The organism is Staphylococcus sp. 510 (genome assembly GCF_057219715.1).
Genome location: NZ_JBXVVK010000013.1, coordinates 60092 through 80165 on the forward strand (window position 1 = coordinate 60092; position 20074 = coordinate 80165).

A 20074-nucleotide genomic window follows, 5' to 3' on the forward strand; every position below is an offset into this window, starting at 1 on the left:
AATATGCGCAATTTCTTAATTGCCCTGTTATTTGTTTAGTTAACTTGTATATTATGCGTTATCAGTTCCGTTTGCCGACTTCACTGATGACGCTTTTTCTATTTGTTCCATCGCACTGCTAAATTCATTCTTAATCTCTTCTTCAATTGCATCAATATCTTTTAATATTGAGTTTAATACTGCCATTAATACATAATTGTGATTGATATGTTCATTAACGATATATGATTCCATTGGTTTGTTTTGTTTATCAAGTAATGATTTATATTCTTCGCCACGAGCCATCTCTTCACCAATAAGCGTAATTACTGTATTAAGTTTTGAATTTAACTCAGCATCTACAAAACTATTTTTTAATTCTGATACATGAAATTTTAAATCTTTCATTCTAGTATTCCTCCAACTTCCCAATAAAACTTGTCATTTCTTCGATTGCCCATTTTAATTCTTCAACATCATCTTTAGTAATGAATTTATGAATATTAGAATCTTCATAATTAATAGGAAAGTCGATCAAAATATTTGAAGATTTTACAAACTCTTTATAATTTCTGTAATCATCTAATACTTTTGTAATTTCACTTTTACTTAAATTAGGATATTCATTTTTTATAATTGAAATATCTCTGTTACGACGTTTTCGTAATAATTTAGATATTTTTCTATTTTGCTTTTTATTATTCACTATGTGCTCATAATTCAATTTACCATCAATATTTTTGTAATCTTCTCTAGTTAATTTATTCATTTGTTCATTTTCCTCTCTGAATTTATTATTTTTATTTAAGCTTTGTTTAATTTTCACCTTATTCAACCTCCAACAATTTAATTCCATATGCCGACGCTAAAATATATAAAGCGAAAGCAATAAATACGTTTGCAACTAATGCTACTGTTAATGTTATAAACGAAATCGTACCAATGTACGTTAGATAGTTTTTCATTTGTCTCACTCCTTTCTACATCCATTTTTTATGACGTTTTTTCATGTACTCTTCAAAACGCGGAATACTAATGACCGTCATTGTTGATGACAATGAGTAATACAAGTCATCAATGCCCATAGAATCTTTTTCCCACTCTTTTAAAATACGATTGACCGAACTGTAGGAAATCCCAAAGATACTAGCTAACGTATTAGGTTTCGCAAAAAGTGGATTCACTACAACTTGTTTTGGTTCTGTAATTACATTTTCTTTAGTAGGTAAATCTTGCAACTTTGTTCTATGCATTTATTTAACCCCCTTTTTTTCATCAATTCCAAAAAATTCGTTTGGAGTTACGTTGAAATATTCACATAACCTCAAAACTGTTTTTATATCTGGGCTTTGAGTTTTTTCATGATATAAACCGTGTATAGCTGTTCTCGAAATTCCAGTTTCTTTACTTAGTTTCAAAGCACTAACTCTTTTTTTACCCATAAGCATACTTAAATTGTTATCCATGTAACCACCACCTTAGTTATCATTAACTATGTACTGTTAAAAGTACAATATAAAGTTAACACTACTAAAACATCACTGTCAACAGTTTTTGTTGAATTGTTATCACTATTTTTTATTTGTATCGAAGTACAATATGTTTTATTATAGATTAGAGGTGAAAAAATGAAGTTCTCAAACTTATTAAAAAACATTAGATTAAAAGAAAATATTTCTGTAAATAATCTCTCAAAACTTTCTGGAGTATCAAACGCTTATATAAGCAAGCTTGAAAATAATAAAAGAAAATTCCCTACTATTAGAACTTTATTCTTACTACTAGTTGGTTTTAAAAATTCAAAACTAAATGACCAATCTAAGTCTATACAAGATGTTGATAATGAAATTAAAGATATTTTATATAAATTTATATCTGCTGAAGATAGTGATATCGATACAGAAAAACTAGAGAATTTATATAACGACTTCAAAACATTCTATGAAGATTTGCATAAAAAAGTTGGCAATAAAGATGATAAAAATAGAAAAAAGAATATATTCGCTTATGAAGATGATAAGAAAACTCTGCAGTCAATTAATATAGAAAAACCTATAAACGATTTAGCATTTCACCTTAAAGACGATTCAAATCACAAATTCTATAATGGAGTAATATTAAGCGAAAATGATAAAAATATGATCGATGAAATTATCAACTCATTTTTAGTTAATAAATTGTCACAAGAACAGAATGATTTAAGCGAAGATATTGAGCAACTGCAAAAAGATTTTAACGACTTTAGAAAAGAATCTATGTTAAATAAAAAACAATTGAAAATGTTTGCTATTCATAACAATATACAGTCGCTTAAAGATAAAAACTAAAAAATGAGGAAACCCTTACACATGCAATATTAGGAATTCATTAATATTAATAGCGATATTCAACATAAACTCTTTTAACACATCATATTAAAATACAAATAATTAGGAGGACATTATGAATTTTGGTAAATACAAAATTGATGAATTTTATTTAATAATGATTTGTGGCTTTTTAATAACTTCTATTTTTGTACCATTTATGCTTATTTCAGTAGTGATAATGCTAATTATAGGATTAGAGAAAGAAGAATAATATTTAAGGAGAAATGTAGAATGTACTTCAATGATTGGAAAGTTACTATTAACGGAAAAGGCTCACATGATGTTGTAACTAATGAAGATACTTTGTTAATTTTGCAAGATTATCAACACGTTGAAATAGCATTAAAATTAGTAAACGATACTATTCAAGTAAAATCATTAGGCTATGGAGAGGATGTAAGCATTAATCCTACTACAAAAGAGATAACGGTTAATGTAACAAATTTATTAGAAGATGATGAGTAATTAAACAAAGGAGGCTCTTACACATGTGGCATGAGAAATTTAAAAGAAAAGGACAGAGAGAAAAATGTCGAAAAATATTAATCTAGCTAATAGTAAATTGAACAATTCTAATATTAAACTGAAACAAAGCTATTCAAATGCGAAAAACGCTAATTTAAAAGTGATGTATATGCCCCATTGGTTAGAATTTTATTCAAATACATTGCACAATGAAGTTAATAGTACACGTAAAAGATATTATAAAGCATATAGTAAAGGTACTATAGTTTATGCTCGGCTAGGCAGTAATATAGGAAGTGAATTTTCTGGCAACCACTTTTGTGTTGTTATTGACAATTATGATAATAGAGGAAAAGAAACTATTACAATTGTCCCACTTTCATCTAAAAAGAACTCTAATTACCTAAAGTTATCAACCACTATATTAGATTTAACTGCAGCAGATTTATTGGAACAACTTGCAAGTTGTATAGAAAAATATAGCGATTTAAAGATAAATTTTGAAACTGATTCTGACAAAATTAATGAGGAAGAAGAGAAACAAAAGAAAAAAATCTCAAATAAGTTATCAGAGCTAAATGCTGCTATTAAAGTATATTCAAAACATATAGGCAAAGATACTTATGTTAATGTTTCAGCCATTTCTACTATTAGTAAAAAGCGTTTAAGCAAAATAAATAATTCCGATCCTACTGGAAAAATTTCTTTGCCTCAACGTGATATAGATGAAATACAAAAAGAAATTAAACTCAAGTTTCTATAAAAACGTTTGATAAAGAATTAATAAGATGGTATCATTTGATTATAAATTCCCGGTAACCACTCCGGCATCACCTCTATTAGAGAGGTGACATATTCTCAGCATTATGCTGAAAAGTCAGATGATACGTCATCTGGCTTTTTTTATTGCAAAAGGGAGTGATGATATGTGGCATGAGAAATTCACTAACAAACATGGTGACGTACAATATCGCTATTATGAGAAGTACAAAGATGCACTCACAAACAAATGGCGACGTGTTAGCGTAGTTCTTAATAAGAATGGTAAGCAGTCACAGAAAGAGGCTCAGAGACGCTTAAATGAGCGTATAGAGGCGAAGTTAAATGATAAGACACCGACAACGTTAAAGTCATTGACTTTCCATGTCGCATGTGATGAGTGGTTAGAACATTATAAGAATCATTCTGGTTCAAAGACTACAACAATCAAAGAAAAGGTAAGCAATACAAACACAGTTAAAAATGCTATAGATAAAGAAGTACTGATAAACAATATTACTCATAATTATCTACAAGATATAATTAACAACTGGGCTAGTATACATAGTAAAGGACATGTTCAGTCTCTTGTTATTATCATTCGTTCTGTTTTCAAATATGCGTTTAAATATTACGATCTACAAGATATAAGTGTACTAGATAAAATAGATATTCCTAAAAAGGCTAAAACTAGGGACGAACTACAAGCTAAACGTAATAACTATTTAGAAGATAGTGAAATTAAAGAGTTACTTAGTTGCTTTGATTACCTAATTAAGCACAAAAAACATTCAACAAGAAAGCGTAATTATAAAATGGTCAAAGCTATAGTACAGTTTCAAATTGCTAATGGTATGCGTATCGGTGAGCTACTTGCAATAAAGAGAGAAAATATAAACTATGAAGATAAAACGCTAGATATCGACGGTACAATTAATTGGGTAGCTGATAAAGAAACGGGAGCATTCGGAGTAAAAGAGACGACTAAAACAAGTAAAAGTTATAGAACCATCGGACTCACTACCCAAAGTATTAACTTACTTAAAACACTTATTTTAGAAAACAAGAAAGAAAACCAGTGGAATGACAAATTTATTGATAGAGGGTACATATTCACAAATACAGCTGGTAGCCCTATCGACTTGAACAAAATAAACAACATTATCAAAGAGGCTACCGAAATCAGTTCCATTAATAAGTCTGTAACGACCCACACGTTACGTCACACGCATATATCTACGCTTGCTCAATTGGGGATTAACTTAAAAGCTATACAAGAGCGTGTAGGTCACTCAGACTATAAAACCACCCTAGAGATATACACACATGTTACTGATCAGATGGCTAAAGATATGATGAATAAATTGGAACATATTAGTACTTATAGTTAACTGAATATAAAGCGAACTGTATTATATCTGATATAAGGTCACGAATACAGACCTGTAAAAAAACAATAAAATATCAAAATAAATACGCTTTAATATAGGCGTATTTTTTATGCCTAAATTTCTAAAACTTTCATATAATGCCCTTTTTCTGCCCTTTTTCTATATTTAAAAACACAAAAACAACCCCATAAGCCTATGCTTACGGGGTTTTACAATGAACTATATCTTATTGTTCTTCTTTAACATATGGTAATAAAGCCATATGACGTGCACGTTTGATAGCAGCTGTCAACATACGTTGATATTTAGCTGAAGTACCAGTTACACGACGTGGTAAAATTTTACCGCGTTCTGAGATAAAACGTTTTAATAATTCAGTGTCTTTATAATCGATATGTGTAATACCATTTGCTGTGAAATAGCATACTTTTTTACGACGACGTCCGCCTCTTCTTGGTCCACCTGCCATGATTAACTGCCTCCTTTTAATTTTATTTTAATTAGTTATTTTTTAGAATGGTAAATCATCATCACTAATATCAATAGGTCCGTTCGCGTTCGCAAATGGATTATCTGATTGATTTGAATTAGGTCTTGATGAATTGTTGTTATACGAAGTATTTTGTCCTGATTGTTGGCCACCGAATCCTTGACCATAGTCTTGGAATTCGTTGTTTTGTGAACGTTGGCCACCGCCATTTTGTGAATTCTTAGGTTCAAGGAATTGAACACTGTCACAAACGACTTCAGTAACAAAGATACGACGACCTTCTTGATTTTCATAACTACGTGACTGTATGCGACCATCAACGCCAGCTAAACTACCTTTAGATAAGTAGTTATTTACATTTTCTGCTTGTCTTCTAAAAACAACACAGTTAATGAAATCTGCTTCGCGTTCCCCTTGAGCATTCGTGAAAGTACGATTAACTGCTAGAGTAAATGTCGCTACACTTACGCCTGAGGGAGTGGTTCTGTATTCTGGATCTTTCGTTAAACGACCTACTAATACAACTCTATTTAACATTTAAACGCCCCCGTCAAATTATTACTTATCTTGGTCTTCACGGATAACGATGTAACGAATGATATCGTCATTGATTTTAGCTAAACGTTGGAATTCGTCAGTAGCTTTGTTGTTATCTGATTTAATACGTACGATGTTATAGAAACCTTCTTTGAAATCATTGATTTCATAAGCTAGGCGACGTTTACCCCAGTCTTTTTCTTCTAAAACTTCTGATCCTTCTGAAGCTAAGATACCATTAAAGCGTTCAACAACTGCTTTTTTCGCATCTTCTTCAATGTTTGGGCGTACGATGTACATAATTTCATATGTTCTCATTGTATATTTGCACCTCCTTGTGGTCTATACGGCTTATCATCATTTTGTGATAAGCAAGGAATAATTTTCATTACTCACAATCAAGAATTATAGCACAGAGTATTACTTTTTACAATCATATTTAAAATTATAATAAACGAAATGACAAACATATAGGCACTATGTCCTCTTTTTGATATTTACTCGATAGAGCACCTAATTTTAATATAATTTTTTCAACCAATTTTTATAAAAATCAATGTGAATATACATAATAAAATCGTTCTTTATATTGTGTAAGTCGTATCATTGTAAATAAAAATTAATTGTAATAACATCATCATTGCGTTTTCAATTTAATTGCGTTTAATTTTTTATAAATAAAGGAGAACTTTTATGTTAAAGAAACTATCTTACTCGATGTTTGCTGCAACAATGTTAACTACGATTTCAGGCATTAATTTATCATATGCAGATGAAAATTCAAATAATACAAACGATACTCAAAGTAAAAAAGGTACAATGGGCTACGGCTATCAACAATATATGAAAAAGCATCCTGAAAAAGCTAAAAACGATACTCAAAATCGATCTACTTTTTCAACTAAATCGCGCGCTGCAACAACTAATAGTGGTGAACGTGTACTTGATATTTCCGAATGGCAAGGTAACTTAACCGATGCTCAAGTAAAACAACTTAAGAAAAATTATGATTTTATCATTATTCGTGGACAATATGGTTCTGAATATGTCGATAAATGTTTAGAACACAATTCTGCCTTGTTAGATAAAAACAATATGAAATTTGGTGTTTATTCATATAGTATGTACGAAAATGCTGACGATGCTCGTTATGAAGCGAGAATGTTATACAATCGTGCGCCAAAAGCAGAATTTTATATCAACGATTATGAACAACAAACGGTTACTTCTGGCGATGCGAACACTGCTACAGTAGCTTGGGCTGATCAAATGAAAAAACTAGCTGGTAATAAGAAAGTATTATTCTATTCATACGAAAACTTTATGGTTAATAATGTGGCTAACGCAGTGAGTTCATATGACGGTTATTGGTTAGCTTCATATCAAGCTCAAGAGCCAACTCGAGAAAAAGTGTTATGGCAATATACAGATAGTTTCTATTCATCAGAACTTAATCAAAATGTAGATGCTAACTATGTTGATTCAAATGTAAGCACAAACTGGTTTACATCATAAATGTGTAAAAACACTTCACAAGTACGAACGTTTGTTCTATAATGGGTGTGAGGTGTTTAACATGAACTTAAATTTAGATTGGAATAAAGACTTTCAAGAATTTCAAGATATTTTAAATTGTGGTTTGCACCCTGAATGGTTATACAATGCCAAAGCTAATATGATTTTAGTACCTGCTTATACTGGTGAAGGCAAACAATTTTTTAGAACTACAGATATTCTTAAAGCAAGTGAGGTTATTCCTTTCTTTTAATATAATAATGTTGTATTTAAGCAATGTAGTCTTGTCACTTAGTAACTCCGACCATGTACTACATTGCTTTTTCTATCTTAATCTGCAATTTCTCCCATAAAAAAACTACTCTAGTTAATCTAGAGTAGTTAAAATCTAATTAATGATTGATACTGTTGATTATAATTAAACATTAAATCTAAAATGAACAATATCTCCATCTTGCATGATGTAGTCTTTACCTTCTAAACGTTGTCTACCTGCTTCTTTAGCACCATTTTCGCCACCATGTTCAACATAATCACTATAACTTGTAACCTCTGCACGGATAAAACCACGTTCAAAGTCTGTGTGGATAATTCCAGCACATTGTGGTGCTGTCATACCTTGTACGAATGTCCAAGCACGTACCTCTTGTACACCAGCAGTAAAGTATGTTGATAAACCTAATAAATCATACGTTGTACGAATCAAACGATCTAAACCTGGTTCTTCAATTCCTAAGTCTTCTAGGAACATTTCTTTATCTTCATCGTCTAATGTTGCAATTTCTTCTTCTATTTTTGCACTGATGACAATAACTTCAGAGTCTTCTTGAGCAGCATAGTCACGAATTGCTTTCACTTTATCGTTTTCTTCATCGCCAATTTCGTCTTCACCAACATTAGCAATATATAACATTTTTTTAGATGTTAACAATTGTGCTTGGTTAACCCATTTTTGATCTTCATCATTAAATTCGATACTACGTACGGGTTTACCTTCTTCCAATGTTTCTTTAATTTTAGATAAAATACGTAATTCCATTTCAGCAGTTTTATCTTTTTGGCGAGCCATTTTTTCAATCTTAGGCAAACGTTTTTCTACTGATTCTAAATCTGCTAATACTAACTCCATATTAATAACTTCAATATCATCTAGAGGATTAACTCGACCAGACACATGCGTTACATTTTCGTCATCAAATGCACGAACAACTTGGCAAATAGCATCGACTTCTCGAATATGTGATAAGAATTTATTACCTAAACCTTCACCTTTTGATGCACCTTTAACAATACCTGCAATATCAGTAAATTCGAATGTTGTTGGAATCGTCTTTTTGGGTTGAACCATTTCTTCTAGTTTTAACAAACGTGAATCCGGTACTTCTACGATTCCTACGTTTGGATCGATTGTTGCGAATGGGTAGTTAGCTGCTAAAGCCCCCGCTTTAGTAATTGCATTAAAAAGTGTAGACTTCCCTACGTTTGGTAAACCTACAATACCCGCTGTTAAAGCCATTAATCATTCTCCTAACTTTCTGTATCTTCATTGGATACTAAAATTTTCTTTAATTTTTTATTAAACGTCTGACGTGGAATCATAATACTACGTTGACAATTTTCACATTTAATTCTAATGTCAGCGCCCATTCTTATGATTTTAAAACGATTTGTCCCACATGCATGTTGTTTTTTCATTTCTACTATATCATTTATTCCGTAATTTGACGTCATGAAATTACCTCCAATGATAATTAGCCACGTTTTTGCTCTTCATATGGAGCAAAAATGGGTTTAGGCATTTTAATATTTTCTCTAACAAATAATCGTTGCACTTCTTTTCTAATAATTCTACCACCAGCTGCACCTTCTCCAGGTATTGTTTCTGCAGAGATTCTGATAGTCACCTTATTATTATCAATAGAATCAATACCTTCTACAACAGGGTCACTCACAAATAAGTAGTATTTACTTCTAAGTGATGTGAATAATTTATTCAATTCTTTCTCAACATGATCTAAATTCTCTTCTATTGAGACCGGTATCGCTACAATTGAAGTTCCATTAGTAATTGAGAAGTTAGTAATTTCACCCATACTACCGTTTGGAAGAATCGTTAATTCCCCTGAGATAGTATTAATACGTGTTGATCTCAGTCCAATTGATTTAACAGTTCCTTCAGCAACCGTCGTACCACCGCTATTAATTTTAACATAGTCGCCTACATCAAATTGATTTTCGAATATGATAAAGAATCCAGTAATGATATCTTTAACAATTGTTTGTGCACCGAAACCTACGGCTAAACCAACTACACCAGCACTCGCTATTATACCTTCTACGCTAATTCCAAATTTACTTAAGATGGTCGTAATAACGATAAACCAGACAATATACTTAACTACATTTTGTACAAGTGAAATTAATGTTTTAGAACGCTTTTTATTCCCTTTTCTACTCTTATTTTGAATTTTAAACGCTTGTTCAATCACTTTATTTAAAATGCTTATGACTATAATCGCTGCAACAATATAAATCAAAATCATGATAATCTTGATCGCCAACGTTTCATAAGTTTCAACTTTTGTAAGTGGCTCAATTAACGAAGAAAGGATATGTTTGACTTGATTCATTATGCATTTACCTCCTCACTTTAAACTTTTCATAATTAAATCATTATATCTTAAAACCACTTATATTAAATCAGTCTTCAGATTTAAAAACTGCTTTCTATAGTAAGCAGCGTTTATTTTTAATATGTTTCTATGTGACTTCTACACTTATATCTCATAATTTTGATTTAGTTTTTTTATTAATGACTTAAATTCTTCTTCTGATTTGAATTCAAAAGCAATTTTACCAATATTTTTATGTGTTGATATATCTACTTTAGAACCATATTGTTCTTTAAGTTGTCTTTCTTGCTTTTGAATAAATTTGGGTTTATTTAACGTTTGTTCATCAACCGAAGTCTTTGGAGAAGTTTTGCTTACATAATCATTGATATAGCTCTCTAAATATCTTACACTCCACGATTCTTTCACAGCTTTTTTCGCTATTGATTTCATTTTCTGTGGAGATTTTAAACCTAGTAATGTGCGACCATGTGCACCTGAAAGCTCACCATCACGTACCATTTTAGCAACGTCTGAAGGTAATTTTAATAAACGTAACATATTAGCAATATAAGGACGTGATTTAGAAAGTCTTTCAGCAACTTCTTGTTGTGTTATATTCAAATCTTCCATTAGCTTTTTATAACTTTCTGCTTCTTCTATAGCATTCAAATCTTCACGTTGTAAATTCTCTATAATGGCTAATTCCATCATATCTTCATCAGATAATTCTTTAATGATTGCAGGAATTTCAGTTAAACCTGCTTTTTGGGAGGCTCTAAAACGTCGTTCTCCTACAACAATATAATAACCTTGAACAGTTTTTCTTACTACAATCGGCTGCAATATGCCGTGTTGTTTAATTGATTGTGCCAAATCATTTAGTCTATATTCATCAAATGTTTTTCTCGGTTGATAAGGATTAGCTTTAATTAAGGCTAACGAAACGGAATGTACTTGTTCATCTTTGTTTAATTGCAATCTTTGATCTTCTCGATGAGCCATTTTTTCACATCTTTCTCTAAAAATTAATACCGTGATATTAATATAATTTGTATCTCTATTTTATTTTAAAAATTTGACCCTTTTTTCACAAGTAGAAATCACAAGTTACGACAATTTCTTCAAAAATATTATTTTAAGATAACGCTATGATTTCAACGATTCGACAAATCTGAATTGTAAGTTTAATCTAAATTTTCAGAAAAGTTATTGACAAATGATTCTTCTATCTGTAAGCTATGTATTAACAATTACAAAACGAAACATTTTACACACTATAAAAAGGAAAGTAAAACTTACACTGCTTATACAGAGAATCTTCGTAGCTGAGAGAAGATATTGTAAGAAAGTTTGAAAATGGCCTTGGAGTGTTGATGCCAATATGAGGTGTCAACGGGTTCGCCCGTTATAGCGATACAGTATTAACATTTTGTTAAATGGCGTACTGGAATTAAAGACGCACATTTTATCGTTAATACTCATTTCTTCAATCTCTGAATGGATGAGTTTTTTTATGAACGATATTTTTGTGATTTCTTCATTTTTATCAGTGCCTATTACCAAAATGGTGTACTGATAGAGGTTACTTTAGTAATAAAGTAACAAACAAAGGTGGTACCACGAAATCAAAGCTTTCGTCCTTTACATCCGAAAGAATCGGGTTTAAAGGACGAAAGCTTTTTTTAATTTTAAGGAGGGTCTAGTAATGAAGGATACAGAATTAGCACAAATTTCTTTGACTAAAGATCATACAGGAGCTATTGCCAATCCAATATATTTATCAACTGCATATCAACATCCTCAACTAGGTCAGTCAACAGGTTATGACTATACACGAACGAAGAATCCAACAAGGACAGCTTTTGAAGAATCATTCGCCAAACTAGAGAAAGGTGTAGCATCATTTGCAACTTCAAGTGGCATGGCTGCAATTCAACTTGTATGTAACCTTTTTAAACCTGGTGATGAAGTATTAGTTGCATTTGATTTATACGGTGGCACATTTAGACTATTTGATTTTTACGAACAGCAATACGGTGTGACATTTAAGTACGTAGATTTCCTAAACTATGAAGAAGTTGAAAATCAAATTACATCACAAACAAAAGCACTATTCATCGAACCCATTTCTAATCCACAAATGATTGATATCGATGTTACACCTTATTATGTGCTCAGTAAAAAACATGATTTATTAACTATTATTGATAACACATTTTTAACACCATATCTTTCAACACCATTAGAAGAAGGTGCCGACATTGTTTTACATTCGGCTACAAAATATATCGGTGGTCATAATGATGTGCTAGCAGGTGTTGTTACAGTCAAAGACGACAAGTTAGCTGAAGAATTGGGACAATTCCACAATATGATAGGCGCTACGCTATCACCGTTGGATAGCTATTTACTACAAAGAGGTCTAAAAACTTTGCATTTACGAATCGATCGTTCACAAGAAAATGCTCAAAAATTAGCAGTTAAATGCCAAGATTTAGATGCAATTGACGAGGTCTTATATAGCGGTAGAACTGGCATGTTAAGTTTACGACTCAACAAGGCATATAGCGTTCCTAAATTTTTGGAAAATTTAGAAACTTGTATATTTGCAGAGAGTTTAGGTGGTACAGAAACGTTTATTACATTCCCTTACACACAGACTCACGTGGATATGCCCGATGAAGAGAAAGACAAACGAGGTATCGATGAGTTTTTAATTCGCTTATCAATCGGAATCGAAAACTATTCTGATATTGAAGCAGACATTATCCAAGCATTAACGCATTCAAAAGTAGGAGTGATTTCATGAATTTATCAATAGATACTGAAGTAATTTTCGACGAACGTCGAGGAAAGGATTATATCTCAGCCAATCCACCTTTTTATGATTCATCAACATTTCATCAAGACCAACTTGGTGGTAGTCCACTTTACGATTATGCACGTAGTGGTAATCCAAACAGAGCGATTTTAGAAGAAAAATTAGCTCATCTAGAGAAAGGTAAATATGGGTTTGCATTTGCATCAGGCATTGCAGCTATTTCTGCAGTTTTACTTACATTGAAATCCGGAGACCATGTCATATTACCTGATGATGTTTATGGTGGTACATTCCGATTAACTGAAGATATTTTAAAAAGATTCAATATTGAATTTACAACTGTAGACGCGACTCAAGCAGAAAATATTAACAATGCAATTCAAACTAATACGAAACTTATATATGTAGAGACACCTTCTAATCCGTGTTTTAAAGTGACCGATATTCAAGCAGTTGCAGAGATTGCGCAAGCCAACCAATTGTTATTAGCTGTAGATAATACCTTTATGACGCCATTAGGACAATCACCTTTAGCACTTGGTGCAGACATTGTTATTCACAGTGCAACTAAATTTTTAGGTGGACATAGTGACCTACTAGCAGGCGCAGTCATTACAAATCGCGAAGATGTGGCGGATGCGTTATATCTTATTCAAAACGGTACTGGTAACGCCCTATCTACTTATGATAGTTGGGCATTAGCTAAACATCTTAAGACTTTCCCTATTAGATTCAAACAATCTGTAGCAAATGCTGAAAAGCTTGTTTCATTCTTAAGTCAAAGAGATGAAATCGCAGAAGTGTATTACCCAGGAAATAACAAAACACACCTTAAACAAGCTAAAACAGGTGGTGCTGTCATTGGTTTCAGACTAAAAGATGAAACAAAGGCACAAGCGTTTGTAGATGCGTTAACTATTCCATTGGTTTCAGTAAGTTTAGGTGGTGTAGAAACCATTCTATCTCATCCTGCAACGATGTCACATGCAGCGATTCCAGAAGATATTAGAAATGCGCGTGGTATTACCTTCGGATTATTCCGATTAAGTGTAGGATTAGAAAATCCTGACGAACTTATTGCGGACATCAACTATGCTTTAAAGGAGGCATTTAATGAGTCAATTCCTGAACAAATTACAGAACAACGTTTTAGTAGCTGATGGCGCAATTGGAACCATTTTTTATTCAGAAGGCCTAGATACATGCCCAGAAGCTTATAACTTAACTCATCCGGAAAAGGTCGAACGTATCCATCGATCATACATTGATGCCGGTGCTGACGTTATACAAACGAATACGTACGGCGCCAATTTTGAAAAGTTAAAAGCCTTCGGTTTAGAACATAAGGTCAAAGAAATTCATAAAGCAGCTGTTCAAATTGCTAAAAAAGCTGCCAATGAAGATACTTTCATTTTAGGAACGGTTGGAGGCTTTAGAGGTGTTAAACAAGATGACCTAAGCCTTTCAACTATCCAATATCATACTGAGCATCAAATAGATACTTTAGTTGATGAAGGTGTAGATGCTTTATTGTTTGAAACCTATTATGACTTAGAAGAATTAAAAGGTATCGTTGTATCAACTAAAAGAAAACATCACATTCCCATAATCGCTCAATTAACCGCTTCTAACACAAATTATCTTGTAGACGGTACACCCATCAATGATGCATTAAAGCAATTAGTTGAATGTGGTGCAGATATTGTAGGACTTAATTGTCATCATGGCCCACATCATATGCAACGTTCATTTTCACATATCGAGTTACCAGATAAAGCATTTCTATCCTGTTATCCAAATGCAAGTTTGTTAGATATTGAAAATAGCGAATTCAAATATAGTGATAACGCACAATATTTTGGTGATGTGGCACAAGAGTTAATCAACGAAGGTGTGAGATTGATTGGTGGTTGTTGTGGTACTACGCCAGAACATATTCGATACATTAAAACATCTGTAAAGAATTTAAGACCTGTTGCCCATAAAAACGTCATACCAATTAATAAAAAAGTCAATCGTAAAAAAGACCTGAATTCCAAACAATCATTGACTTCCAAAGTCAAACAAGGCCCTACTGTCATTGTAGAATTAGACACACCTAAACATTTAGATACTGATCAGTTTTTCAACAATATTGGCAAGCTTGATGGTGCAGATATCGATGCAGTGACATTAGCAGATAATTCCTTAGCAACTGTTCGCGTAAGTAACATTGCTGCAGCAAGTATTATCAAACAACGATTTAATATTGAACCCCTCGTTCATATTACCTGTCGTGATAGAAATCTCATAGGTCTACAATCTCACCTATTAGGTCTCTCACTCATTGGTGTTAATGAAATTTTAGCCATTACAGGTGACCCATCAAAAGTAGGTCATTTGCCTGGCGCAACCAATGTTTATGATGTTAATTCTAAAGGATTAACCGAAATTGCACTTCGCTTTAATCAAGGTATCAACACAGACGGTGATGCGCTGAAGAAACATACGAACTTTAACATCGCTGGTGCATTTGATCCTAATGTAAGAAAACTCGATGGTGCAGTCAAACGTCTTGAGAAGAAAGTAGCAAGTGGCATGAGTTATTTCATCACTCAACCTGTATATAGTAAAGAAAAAATTAAACAGGTGTATGAAGCAACAAAACACTTAAATACACCTTTCTTCATAGGTATTATGCCCATCGCAAGTTATAACAATGCACTATTTTTACACAATGAAGTACCTGGCATCAAAATGTCGGAAGAGGTACTCAATCAATTCAAAGCAGTTAAAGATGATAAAGAAAAAACTAAAGAACTTAGTCTTAGACTTTCAAAGGAACTCATCGATACGGTGCATGAATACTTTAATGGATTATACATTATTACACCTTTCCAAAAAGTCGATTATTCACTAGAACTTGCAGCGTATTCAAAATCTATTACCACTCATAAGGAGGCAATATTATGACAACAATTAAAACTTCAAACTTAGGATTCCCAAGATTAGGTAGAAAAAGAGAATGGAAAAAGGCAATTGAGAGCTACTGGGCTCAAAAAATTGATAAAAATGAACTAGATCAAACACTTACTGACTTACACAAAGAAAACCTTTTACTACAAAAGAATTACAATCTAGACAGCGTTCCAGTAGGTGACTTCTCTTTATACGACCATATCTTAGATACATCACTACTATTCAATATTATTCCTGAACGTTTCCAAGGACGAGAAGTGAATGATGACTTGTTATTTGATATTGCACGTGGTAATAAGCAACACGTCGCAAGTGCATTAATCAAATGGTTTAATACAAACTACCACTATATCGTGCCAGAATGGGATAATGTAGAACCTAAATTAAATCGTAATGTGTTATTAGACCGCTTTAAGTATGCACAATCTATTAATGTCAATGCACATCCAGTCATTGTAGGCCCTATTACCTTCGTTAAATTATCAAAAGGTGGTAACCAATCGTTCGAAGAAAAAGTAAAAACATTATTGCCATTATATAAAGAAGTATTACAATCACTTGTTGATGCAGGTGCAGAATATATTCAAATTGATGAGCCCGTGTTAGTTACGGACGAAAGTAAAAATTATGAAAATATTACTAAAGAAGCTTATGAAGAATTAACTCATACTGGATTAGGCAAACATTTAGTGATTCAAACTTATTTCGAACGCGTAAATCTTAAATTCTTAAGCTCATTACCAGTCGGCGGCTTAGGATTAGACTTCGTTCATGATCATGGCTACAACTTAGAGCAAGTTAAAGCTGGTGATTTTGATTCAAGCAAAACATTATACGCAGGTATTATCGATGGACGTAATGTTTGGGCTGCTGATATTGAAGCTAAAAAGTCATTGATTGAAACTTTACAACAATATGCTCAAAATATTGTCATCCAGCCTTCTTCATCTTTACTACACGTGCCTGTATCATTAGATGACGAAACATTAGATGAATCTATCGCTGAAGGTTTGAGCTTTGCTACTGAAAAATTAGACGAATTAGATGCTTTACGCCGTCTTTTCAATAATAACGATAGTACGAAATATGACAACTTAAAATCTCGTTATGAACGATTCCAAAGTCAATCATTCAAAAACTTAGACTATGATTTTGATAGTGTCCGTACACACCGTCAATCACCATTCTCTGAGCGCAAACAAGCACAATACCAAAGATTAAATTTACCGGATTTACCGACTACAACGATTGGTTCATTCCCTCAAACGAGAGAAGTTAGAAAATATCGAGCAGATTGGAAGAACCAACGTATTTCTGATGAAGCTTATAAAGAATTCTTAGAAAACGAAATTGCGCGTTGGATTAAAATTCAAGAAGAGATTGGACTTGATGTGCTCGTACATGGTGAATTCGAACGAAATGACATGGTTGAATTCTTTGGAGAAAAACTACAAGGATTCCTAGTTACTAAGTTTGGTTGGGTTCAATCATATGGTTCTCGTGCAGTAAAACCACCAGTTATTTATGGGGATGTTAAATGGACTGAACCATTAACAGTTAAGGAAACTGTCTACGCACAAAGTTTAACTGACAAACCAGTTAAAGGTATGCTCACTGGTCCAGTCACAATTCTTAACTGGTCATTTGAACGCGTTGATATTCCACGTACAACTGTACAAGATCAAATCGCGTTAGCAATTAATGCAGAAGTGCTAGCATTAGAAGAAAATGGTATTAAAGTCATTCAAGTAGATGAGCCAGCACTTCGTGAAGGATTACCACTACGTTCTGAGTACCATGAACAATATCTAAAAGATGCAGTTCATTCATTTAAATTAGCAACATCATCAGTCAAAGATGAAACACAAATTCATACGCATATGTGTTATTCTCAATTTGGTCAAATCATCCATGCGATTCACGATTTAGATGCAGATGTTATTTCAATTGAAACATCTCGTAGCCATGGTGACTTGATTAAAGACTTTGAAGATATTAACTATGACTTAGGTATCGGATTAGGGGTATATGATATCCATAGCCCTCGTATCCCTACAGAAGATGAAATTACTACTGCAATTAATCGTTCTTTACAACAAATTGATCGTTCATTATTCTGGGTGAATCCGGACTGTGGATTAAAAACACGTAAAGAAGATGAAGTTAAAGAAGCATTAACTGTATTAGTTAACGCTGTTAGAAAGAAACGCGAAGAAAATAATGCTACAACAGCATAAAATAAATTGAGGATGATGCTTATGTCAAACTATCCTTTATGGGATCAATTAAATCAGTTAAAAGAATCTAAATGGGTCGATTTAACACATACTTTCGACCCTGATATTCCAAGATTCAGTGATTTTGAAAAAGGTGAAGTATCTACGTTATTCACAGTTCAAGAACATGGTTTTTATGTTCAACGATGGAATATCGTCACACAATATGGTACGCATATCGATGCCCCTATTCATTTCGTTGAAAATCAGAGATACCTTGAAGAATTAGATTTAAAGGAATTGGTGCTACCACTGATTGTTTTAGACTTTTCACAAGAAGTTGCTCAAAACTCAGACTTTATTGTTACACGTGAGCACCTAGAACAATGGGAATCAAAAAATGGAACGATCGAACCTGGCACATTTGTAGCTTTACGTACAGATTGGTCAAAACGTTGGCCGGACATTGAATCATTTGAAAACAAAGACGTTGAAGGTCAACAACATCTACCTGGTTGGGGATTAGATGCATTAAAGTTTCTAATTGAAGAACGTCATATCAAATCTATCGGTCATGAAACATTTGATACTGACGCATCTGTAGACATTGCAAAAAATGGTGATATCGTTGGTGAACGTTATGTCTTAGGCCAAGATACATTCCAAGTCGAACTGTTAACAAACCTAGATCAATTACCTACCCGAGGTGCGATTATTTATGCGATAAGTCCTAAACCGAAAGATGCACCTGGTTTCCCAGTGCGAGCATTTGCAATTAAACCTTAATTTATTAAAAGGACATATGCATAGTGTTGATATTAAAATAAATACGACATGACTCATTCATCTTAATATAGACGAAAACATTCTAAAATATAAATAACTGCAACGGTTGCGACTTGTTTTGAATTACAAGCTTGCCGTTGCAGTTTTTATTACTCATTTTCTTCAAAATATTTACTTATACTGAATACAATAAAAATGGTTACGAGGCCGCTTATAACCATAAGTAACAAAGTAATGCCCCCTCTAAAAATTAATCATTTTTCAATGAAGTAGTATCTACTTTAGTTACATTTCCATTTTCATCTAATAATGGTGTAATACCACCACCTGTACTCACCCAAGTAGCAAGATATTGAACGCCTGTTTCTTTATCAGTCAATACATAACAACGCATATTAGAGTCTTTTGAGACCTTTTCTACATCAAAGCGATCATCTGATTTTTTATTATTAAACATGTACAAAGCCCTCCTCAATCATTCTCTAATTATATATTTCACTTAACTATTATCTAAAACATCTTATTACTCAATCATCATTTTCAATTTATTTTATTGTGAATATTAATAATGATAGAGTGGTAAATTTATTGTATGGGGGTGGAGGGTATGAGTTCTAAAAATATAAATGACAAAAAGACAAATAGTACAAAAATATCCCGTTACTTAAAAATGGTTAGTATAACACTGATTATAATTGGCGTACTCATTTTTATCCTTCGTATTATATTAGATAGTATTTATGGAGGAGCCCACTTAAAATCAGTAGATAATATTTTTATCCTTATTGGTCTATTACTCTCCGTGGGGGCATATACCATTGAGAAAAATTGGAAAGAAGTTACTTTCACTAGCATTTTTTTCATCATCTTCATACTACTCACATTCTTTTAAATCAAACGGCACTCTTTGATGAGTGCTTTTTTACTTTTCAAATCAGAATATCGGCTCATTATCGTGGTTTTATAATAAATCGTCCTCCTACATTTATTACAATCATTTGTAATAGACACTCGTGCTATTTCAGCAAACCAAGCTAAATCTTATAACTATATTCAATGATCATAATTAAGAGATGACATGACGTAATAAACACACCCTACTAACTAGTGGGGTGTGTTCCCTATGTGATTCATCATAAATAAACATAAAAAAACCTATGTATACTGAACAGG

General features: G+C 32.6%; 26 protein-coding genes and 1 other annotated feature. Of the genes, 13 read left to right on the forward strand and 13 right to left on the reverse strand.

Features of this window, described 5'->3' with window-relative positions; all coding sequences use genetic code 11:
• Positions 1 to 51: 51 nt before the first annotated feature.
• The 5 genes from AC2D8K_RS10435 to AC2D8K_RS10455 are packed head-to-tail and all read right to left on the reverse strand — an operon-like array spanning position 52 to position 1445.
• Positions 52 to 387 carry a hypothetical protein gene (locus AC2D8K_RS10435; protein WP_484698667.1) on the reverse strand — a complete coding sequence of 112 codons (336 nt, stop codon included), beginning with the start codon at positions 385 to 387 and terminating at the stop codon, positions 52 to 54.
• A gap of 1 nt (position 388) precedes the next feature.
• A complete protein-coding gene (locus AC2D8K_RS10440) occupies positions 389 to 748 on the reverse strand; it encodes a hypothetical protein (RefSeq protein ID WP_023374535.1) in 360 nt (119 codons plus the stop codon).
• A gap of 58 nt (positions 749 to 806) precedes the next feature.
• Entirely contained in the window at positions 807 to 944 is a 138-nt protein-coding gene (locus AC2D8K_RS10445; protein ID WP_484698669.1) for a hypothetical protein, read from the reverse strand.
• Positions 945 to 959: 15 nt separating this feature from the next.
• The gene (locus AC2D8K_RS10450; RefSeq protein WP_194086293.1) at positions 960 to 1232 is read right to left on the reverse strand and encodes a helix-turn-helix domain-containing protein; all 273 of its coding nucleotides are present in this window, start codon (positions 1230 to 1232) and stop codon (positions 960 to 962) included.
• The gene (locus AC2D8K_RS10455; RefSeq protein WP_194086292.1) at positions 1233 to 1445 is read right to left on the reverse strand and encodes a helix-turn-helix domain-containing protein; all 213 of its coding nucleotides are present in this window, start codon (positions 1443 to 1445) and stop codon (positions 1233 to 1235) included.
• A gap of 162 nt (positions 1446 to 1607) precedes the next feature.
• Between AC2D8K_RS10455 and AC2D8K_RS10460 the strand changes: the two genes are divergently transcribed.
• The 5 genes from AC2D8K_RS10460 (at position 1608) to AC2D8K_RS10480 (ending at position 4963) form a co-directional block, all read left to right on the forward strand.
• Complete coding sequence (locus tag AC2D8K_RS10460) at positions 1608 to 2306, forward strand: helix-turn-helix domain-containing protein (RefSeq protein ID WP_484698672.1); 699 nt, start codon at positions 1608 to 1610, stop codon at positions 2304 to 2306.
• A 115-nt stretch (positions 2307 to 2421) separates the two neighbouring features.
• On the forward strand, positions 2422 to 2559 hold the full coding sequence (locus AC2D8K_RS10465; RefSeq protein ID WP_207024565.1) for a hypothetical protein: 138 nt from the start codon (positions 2422 to 2424) through the stop codon (positions 2557 to 2559).
• A gap of 20 nt (positions 2560 to 2579) precedes the next feature.
• The gene (locus tag AC2D8K_RS10470) at positions 2580 to 2813 is read left to right on the forward strand and encodes a hypothetical protein (protein ID WP_002468636.1); all 234 of its coding nucleotides are present in this window, start codon (positions 2580 to 2582) and stop codon (positions 2811 to 2813) included.
• A gap of 64 nt (positions 2814 to 2877) precedes the next feature.
• The gene (locus tag AC2D8K_RS10475) at positions 2878 to 3576 is read left to right on the forward strand and encodes a type II toxin-antitoxin system PemK/MazF family toxin (protein ID WP_207024563.1); all 699 of its coding nucleotides are present in this window, start codon (positions 2878 to 2880) and stop codon (positions 3574 to 3576) included.
• 163 nt (positions 3577 to 3739) lie between these two features.
• Complete coding sequence (locus AC2D8K_RS10480; protein WP_044466582.1) at positions 3740 to 4963, forward strand: tyrosine-type recombinase/integrase; 1224 nt, start codon at positions 3740 to 3742, stop codon at positions 4961 to 4963.
• Between the two features lie 226 nt (positions 4964 to 5189).
• On the opposite strand, the gene rpsR is transcribed toward AC2D8K_RS10480, so the two are convergent.
• Genes rpsR through rpsF form a run of 3 tightly spaced genes read right to left on the reverse strand, consistent with a single transcriptional unit; the run spans position 5190 to position 6308 of the window.
• Positions 5190 to 5432: a 30S ribosomal protein S18 gene (gene rpsR / locus AC2D8K_RS10485; RefSeq protein ID WP_002451519.1), complete on the reverse strand. Its 243-nt coding sequence runs from the start codon at positions 5430 to 5432 to the stop codon at positions 5190 to 5192.
• Between the two features lie 42 nt (positions 5433 to 5474).
• The gene (gene ssb / locus AC2D8K_RS10490) at positions 5475 to 5990 is read right to left on the reverse strand and encodes a single-stranded DNA-binding protein (RefSeq protein WP_002451520.1); all 516 of its coding nucleotides are present in this window, start codon (positions 5988 to 5990) and stop codon (positions 5475 to 5477) included.
• Between the two features lie 21 nt (positions 5991 to 6011).
• Complete coding sequence (gene rpsF, locus AC2D8K_RS10495; protein WP_002451521.1) at positions 6012 to 6308, reverse strand: 30S ribosomal protein S6; 297 nt, start codon at positions 6306 to 6308, stop codon at positions 6012 to 6014.
• A 375-nt stretch (positions 6309 to 6683) separates the two neighbouring features.
• On the opposite strand from rpsF, the gene AC2D8K_RS10500 reads away from it, so the two are divergent.
• Together AC2D8K_RS10500 and AC2D8K_RS10505 are read left to right on the forward strand one after the other, a co-directional pair.
• The gene (locus AC2D8K_RS10500; protein WP_002451522.1) at positions 6684 to 7505 is read left to right on the forward strand and encodes a GH25 family lysozyme; all 822 of its coding nucleotides are present in this window, start codon (positions 6684 to 6686) and stop codon (positions 7503 to 7505) included.
• A gap of 61 nt (positions 7506 to 7566) precedes the next feature.
• Entirely contained in the window at positions 7567 to 7758 is a 192-nt protein-coding gene (locus tag AC2D8K_RS10505; protein WP_002451523.1) for a hypothetical protein, read from the forward strand.
• A 165-nt stretch (positions 7759 to 7923) separates the two neighbouring features.
• Here the strand turns inward: AC2D8K_RS10505 and ychF are convergent, their stop codons facing one another.
• From ychF to AC2D8K_RS10525, 4 genes are all read right to left on the reverse strand, one after another.
• Positions 7924 to 9021: a redox-regulated ATPase YchF gene (gene ychF / locus AC2D8K_RS10510; RefSeq protein WP_002451524.1), complete on the reverse strand. Its 1098-nt coding sequence runs from the start codon at positions 9019 to 9021 to the stop codon at positions 7924 to 7926.
• 11 nt (positions 9022 to 9032) lie between these two features.
• On the reverse strand, positions 9033 to 9236 hold the full coding sequence (locus tag AC2D8K_RS10515; protein ID WP_002451525.1) for a DUF951 domain-containing protein: 204 nt from the start codon (positions 9234 to 9236) through the stop codon (positions 9033 to 9035).
• Positions 9237 to 9256: 20 nt separating this feature from the next.
• Entirely contained in the window at positions 9257 to 10135 is an 879-nt protein-coding gene (locus tag AC2D8K_RS10520) for a mechanosensitive ion channel family protein (RefSeq protein WP_002451526.1), read from the reverse strand.
• Between the two features lie 147 nt (positions 10136 to 10282).
• Complete coding sequence (locus AC2D8K_RS10525) at positions 10283 to 11122, reverse strand: ParB/RepB/Spo0J family partition protein (RefSeq protein ID WP_002451527.1); 840 nt, start codon at positions 11120 to 11122, stop codon at positions 10283 to 10285.
• A gap of 265 nt (positions 11123 to 11387) precedes the next feature.
• Positions 11388 to 11765 (forward strand) — a binding site (T-box leader).
• 60 nt (positions 11766 to 11825) lie between these two features.
• Here AC2D8K_RS10525 and AC2D8K_RS10530 point away from each other — a divergent pair.
• From AC2D8K_RS10530 to AC2D8K_RS10550, 5 genes are read left to right on the forward strand one after another with little or no spacing between them, the layout of a single operon-like run.
• The gene (locus AC2D8K_RS10530; protein ID WP_002451528.1) at positions 11826 to 12929 is read left to right on the forward strand and encodes a PLP-dependent transferase; all 1104 of its coding nucleotides are present in this window, start codon (positions 11826 to 11828) and stop codon (positions 12927 to 12929) included.
• On the forward strand, positions 12926 to 14101 hold the full coding sequence (gene metC, locus AC2D8K_RS10535; protein ID WP_002451529.1) for a cystathionine beta-lyase MetC: 1176 nt from the start codon (positions 12926 to 12928) through the stop codon (positions 14099 to 14101). Before AC2D8K_RS10530 ends, metC begins: the two co-directional genes overlap by 4 nt.
• Positions 14055 to 15893: a bifunctional homocysteine S-methyltransferase/methylenetetrahydrofolate reductase gene (locus AC2D8K_RS10540; protein WP_232133790.1), complete on the forward strand. Its 1839-nt coding sequence runs from the start codon at positions 14055 to 14057 to the stop codon at positions 15891 to 15893. Before metC ends, AC2D8K_RS10540 begins: the two co-directional genes overlap by 47 nt.
• Entirely contained in the window at positions 15890 to 18136 is a 2247-nt protein-coding gene (gene metE, locus AC2D8K_RS10545; RefSeq protein ID WP_002451531.1) for a 5-methyltetrahydropteroyltriglutamate--homocysteine S-methyltransferase, read from the forward strand. Before AC2D8K_RS10540 ends, metE begins: the two co-directional genes overlap by 4 nt.
• A gap of 21 nt (positions 18137 to 18157) precedes the next feature.
• Entirely contained in the window at positions 18158 to 18901 is a 744-nt protein-coding gene (locus AC2D8K_RS10550; protein ID WP_002451532.1) for a cyclase family protein, read from the forward strand.
• Positions 18902 to 19151: 250 nt separating this feature from the next.
• On the opposite strand, the gene AC2D8K_RS10555 is transcribed toward AC2D8K_RS10550, so the two are convergent.
• Positions 19152 to 19358, reverse strand: coding sequence for a DUF6440 family protein (locus AC2D8K_RS10555; RefSeq protein ID WP_002451533.1), 207 nt, complete (start codon positions 19356 to 19358; stop codon positions 19152 to 19154).
• 150 nt (positions 19359 to 19508) lie between these two features.
• Here AC2D8K_RS10555 and AC2D8K_RS10560 point away from each other — a divergent pair, with 150 nt between their 5' ends.
• A complete protein-coding gene (locus AC2D8K_RS10560) occupies positions 19509 to 19793 on the forward strand; it encodes a hypothetical protein (protein ID WP_100066979.1) in 285 nt (94 codons plus the stop codon).
• The last annotated feature ends 281 nt before the right edge of the window (positions 19794 to 20074 follow it).

Excerpts from the sequence above, each read along its gene's own strand:
- AC2D8K_RS10435 (WP_484698667.1), bottom strand. The coding sequence starts at position 387 with ATGAAAGATTTAAAATTTCATGTATCAGAATTAAAAAATAGTTTTGTA.
- AC2D8K_RS10440 (WP_023374535.1), bottom strand. The coding sequence starts at position 748 with ATGAATAAATTAACTAGAGAAGATTACAAAAATATTGATGGTAAATTG.
- AC2D8K_RS10445 (WP_484698669.1), bottom strand. The coding sequence starts at position 944 with ATGAAAAACTATCTAACGTACATTGGTACGATTTCGTTTATAACATTA.
- AC2D8K_RS10450 (WP_194086293.1), bottom strand. The coding sequence starts at position 1,232 with ATGCATAGAACAAAGTTGCAAGATTTACCTACTAAAGAAAATGTAATT.
- AC2D8K_RS10455 (WP_194086292.1), bottom strand. The coding sequence starts at position 1,445 with ATGGATAACAATTTAAGTATGCTTATGGGTAAAAAAAGAGTTAGTGCT.
- AC2D8K_RS10460 (WP_484698672.1), top strand. The coding sequence starts at position 1,608 with ATGAAGTTCTCAAACTTATTAAAAAACATTAGATTAAAAGAAAATATT.
- AC2D8K_RS10465 (WP_207024565.1), top strand. The coding sequence starts at position 2,422 with ATGAATTTTGGTAAATACAAAATTGATGAATTTTATTTAATAATGATT.
- AC2D8K_RS10470 (WP_002468636.1), top strand. The coding sequence starts at position 2,580 with ATGTACTTCAATGATTGGAAAGTTACTATTAACGGAAAAGGCTCACAT.
- AC2D8K_RS10475 (WP_207024563.1), top strand. The coding sequence starts at position 2,878 with ATGTCGAAAAATATTAATCTAGCTAATAGTAAATTGAACAATTCTAAT.
- AC2D8K_RS10480 (WP_044466582.1), top strand. The coding sequence starts at position 3,740 with ATGTGGCATGAGAAATTCACTAACAAACATGGTGACGTACAATATCGC.
- rpsR (WP_002451519.1), bottom strand. The coding sequence starts at position 5,432 with ATGGCAGGTGGACCAAGAAGAGGCGGACGTCGTCGTAAAAAAGTATGC.
- ssb (WP_002451520.1), bottom strand. The coding sequence starts at position 5,990 with ATGTTAAATAGAGTTGTATTAGTAGGTCGTTTAACGAAAGATCCAGAA.
- rpsF (WP_002451521.1), bottom strand. The coding sequence starts at position 6,308 with ATGAGAACATATGAAATTATGTACATCGTACGCCCAAACATTGAAGAA.
- AC2D8K_RS10500 (WP_002451522.1), top strand. The coding sequence starts at position 6,684 with ATGTTAAAGAAACTATCTTACTCGATGTTTGCTGCAACAATGTTAACT.
- AC2D8K_RS10505 (WP_002451523.1), top strand. The coding sequence starts at position 7,567 with ATGAACTTAAATTTAGATTGGAATAAAGACTTTCAAGAATTTCAAGAT.
- ychF (WP_002451524.1), bottom strand. The coding sequence starts at position 9,021 with ATGGCTTTAACAGCGGGTATTGTAGGTTTACCAAACGTAGGGAAGTCT.
- AC2D8K_RS10515 (WP_002451525.1), bottom strand. The coding sequence starts at position 9,236 with ATGACGTCAAATTACGGAATAAATGATATAGTAGAAATGAAAAAACAA.
- AC2D8K_RS10520 (WP_002451526.1), bottom strand. The coding sequence starts at position 10,135 with ATGAATCAAGTCAAACATATCCTTTCTTCGTTAATTGAGCCACTTACA.
- AC2D8K_RS10525 (WP_002451527.1), bottom strand. The coding sequence starts at position 11,122 with ATGGCTCATCGAGAAGATCAAAGATTGCAATTAAACAAAGATGAACAA.
- AC2D8K_RS10530 (WP_002451528.1), top strand. The coding sequence starts at position 11,826 with ATGAAGGATACAGAATTAGCACAAATTTCTTTGACTAAAGATCATACA.
- metC (WP_002451529.1), top strand. The coding sequence starts at position 12,926 with ATGAATTTATCAATAGATACTGAAGTAATTTTCGACGAACGTCGAGGA.
- AC2D8K_RS10540 (WP_232133790.1), top strand. The coding sequence starts at position 14,055 with ATGAGTCAATTCCTGAACAAATTACAGAACAACGTTTTAGTAGCTGAT.
- metE (WP_002451531.1), top strand. The coding sequence starts at position 15,890 with ATGACAACAATTAAAACTTCAAACTTAGGATTCCCAAGATTAGGTAGA.
- AC2D8K_RS10550 (WP_002451532.1), top strand. The coding sequence starts at position 18,158 with ATGTCAAACTATCCTTTATGGGATCAATTAAATCAGTTAAAAGAATCT.
- AC2D8K_RS10555 (WP_002451533.1), bottom strand. The coding sequence starts at position 19,358 with ATGTTTAATAATAAAAAATCAGATGATCGCTTTGATGTAGAAAAGGTC.
- AC2D8K_RS10560 (WP_100066979.1), top strand. The coding sequence starts at position 19,509 with ATGAGTTCTAAAAATATAAATGACAAAAAGACAAATAGTACAAAAATA.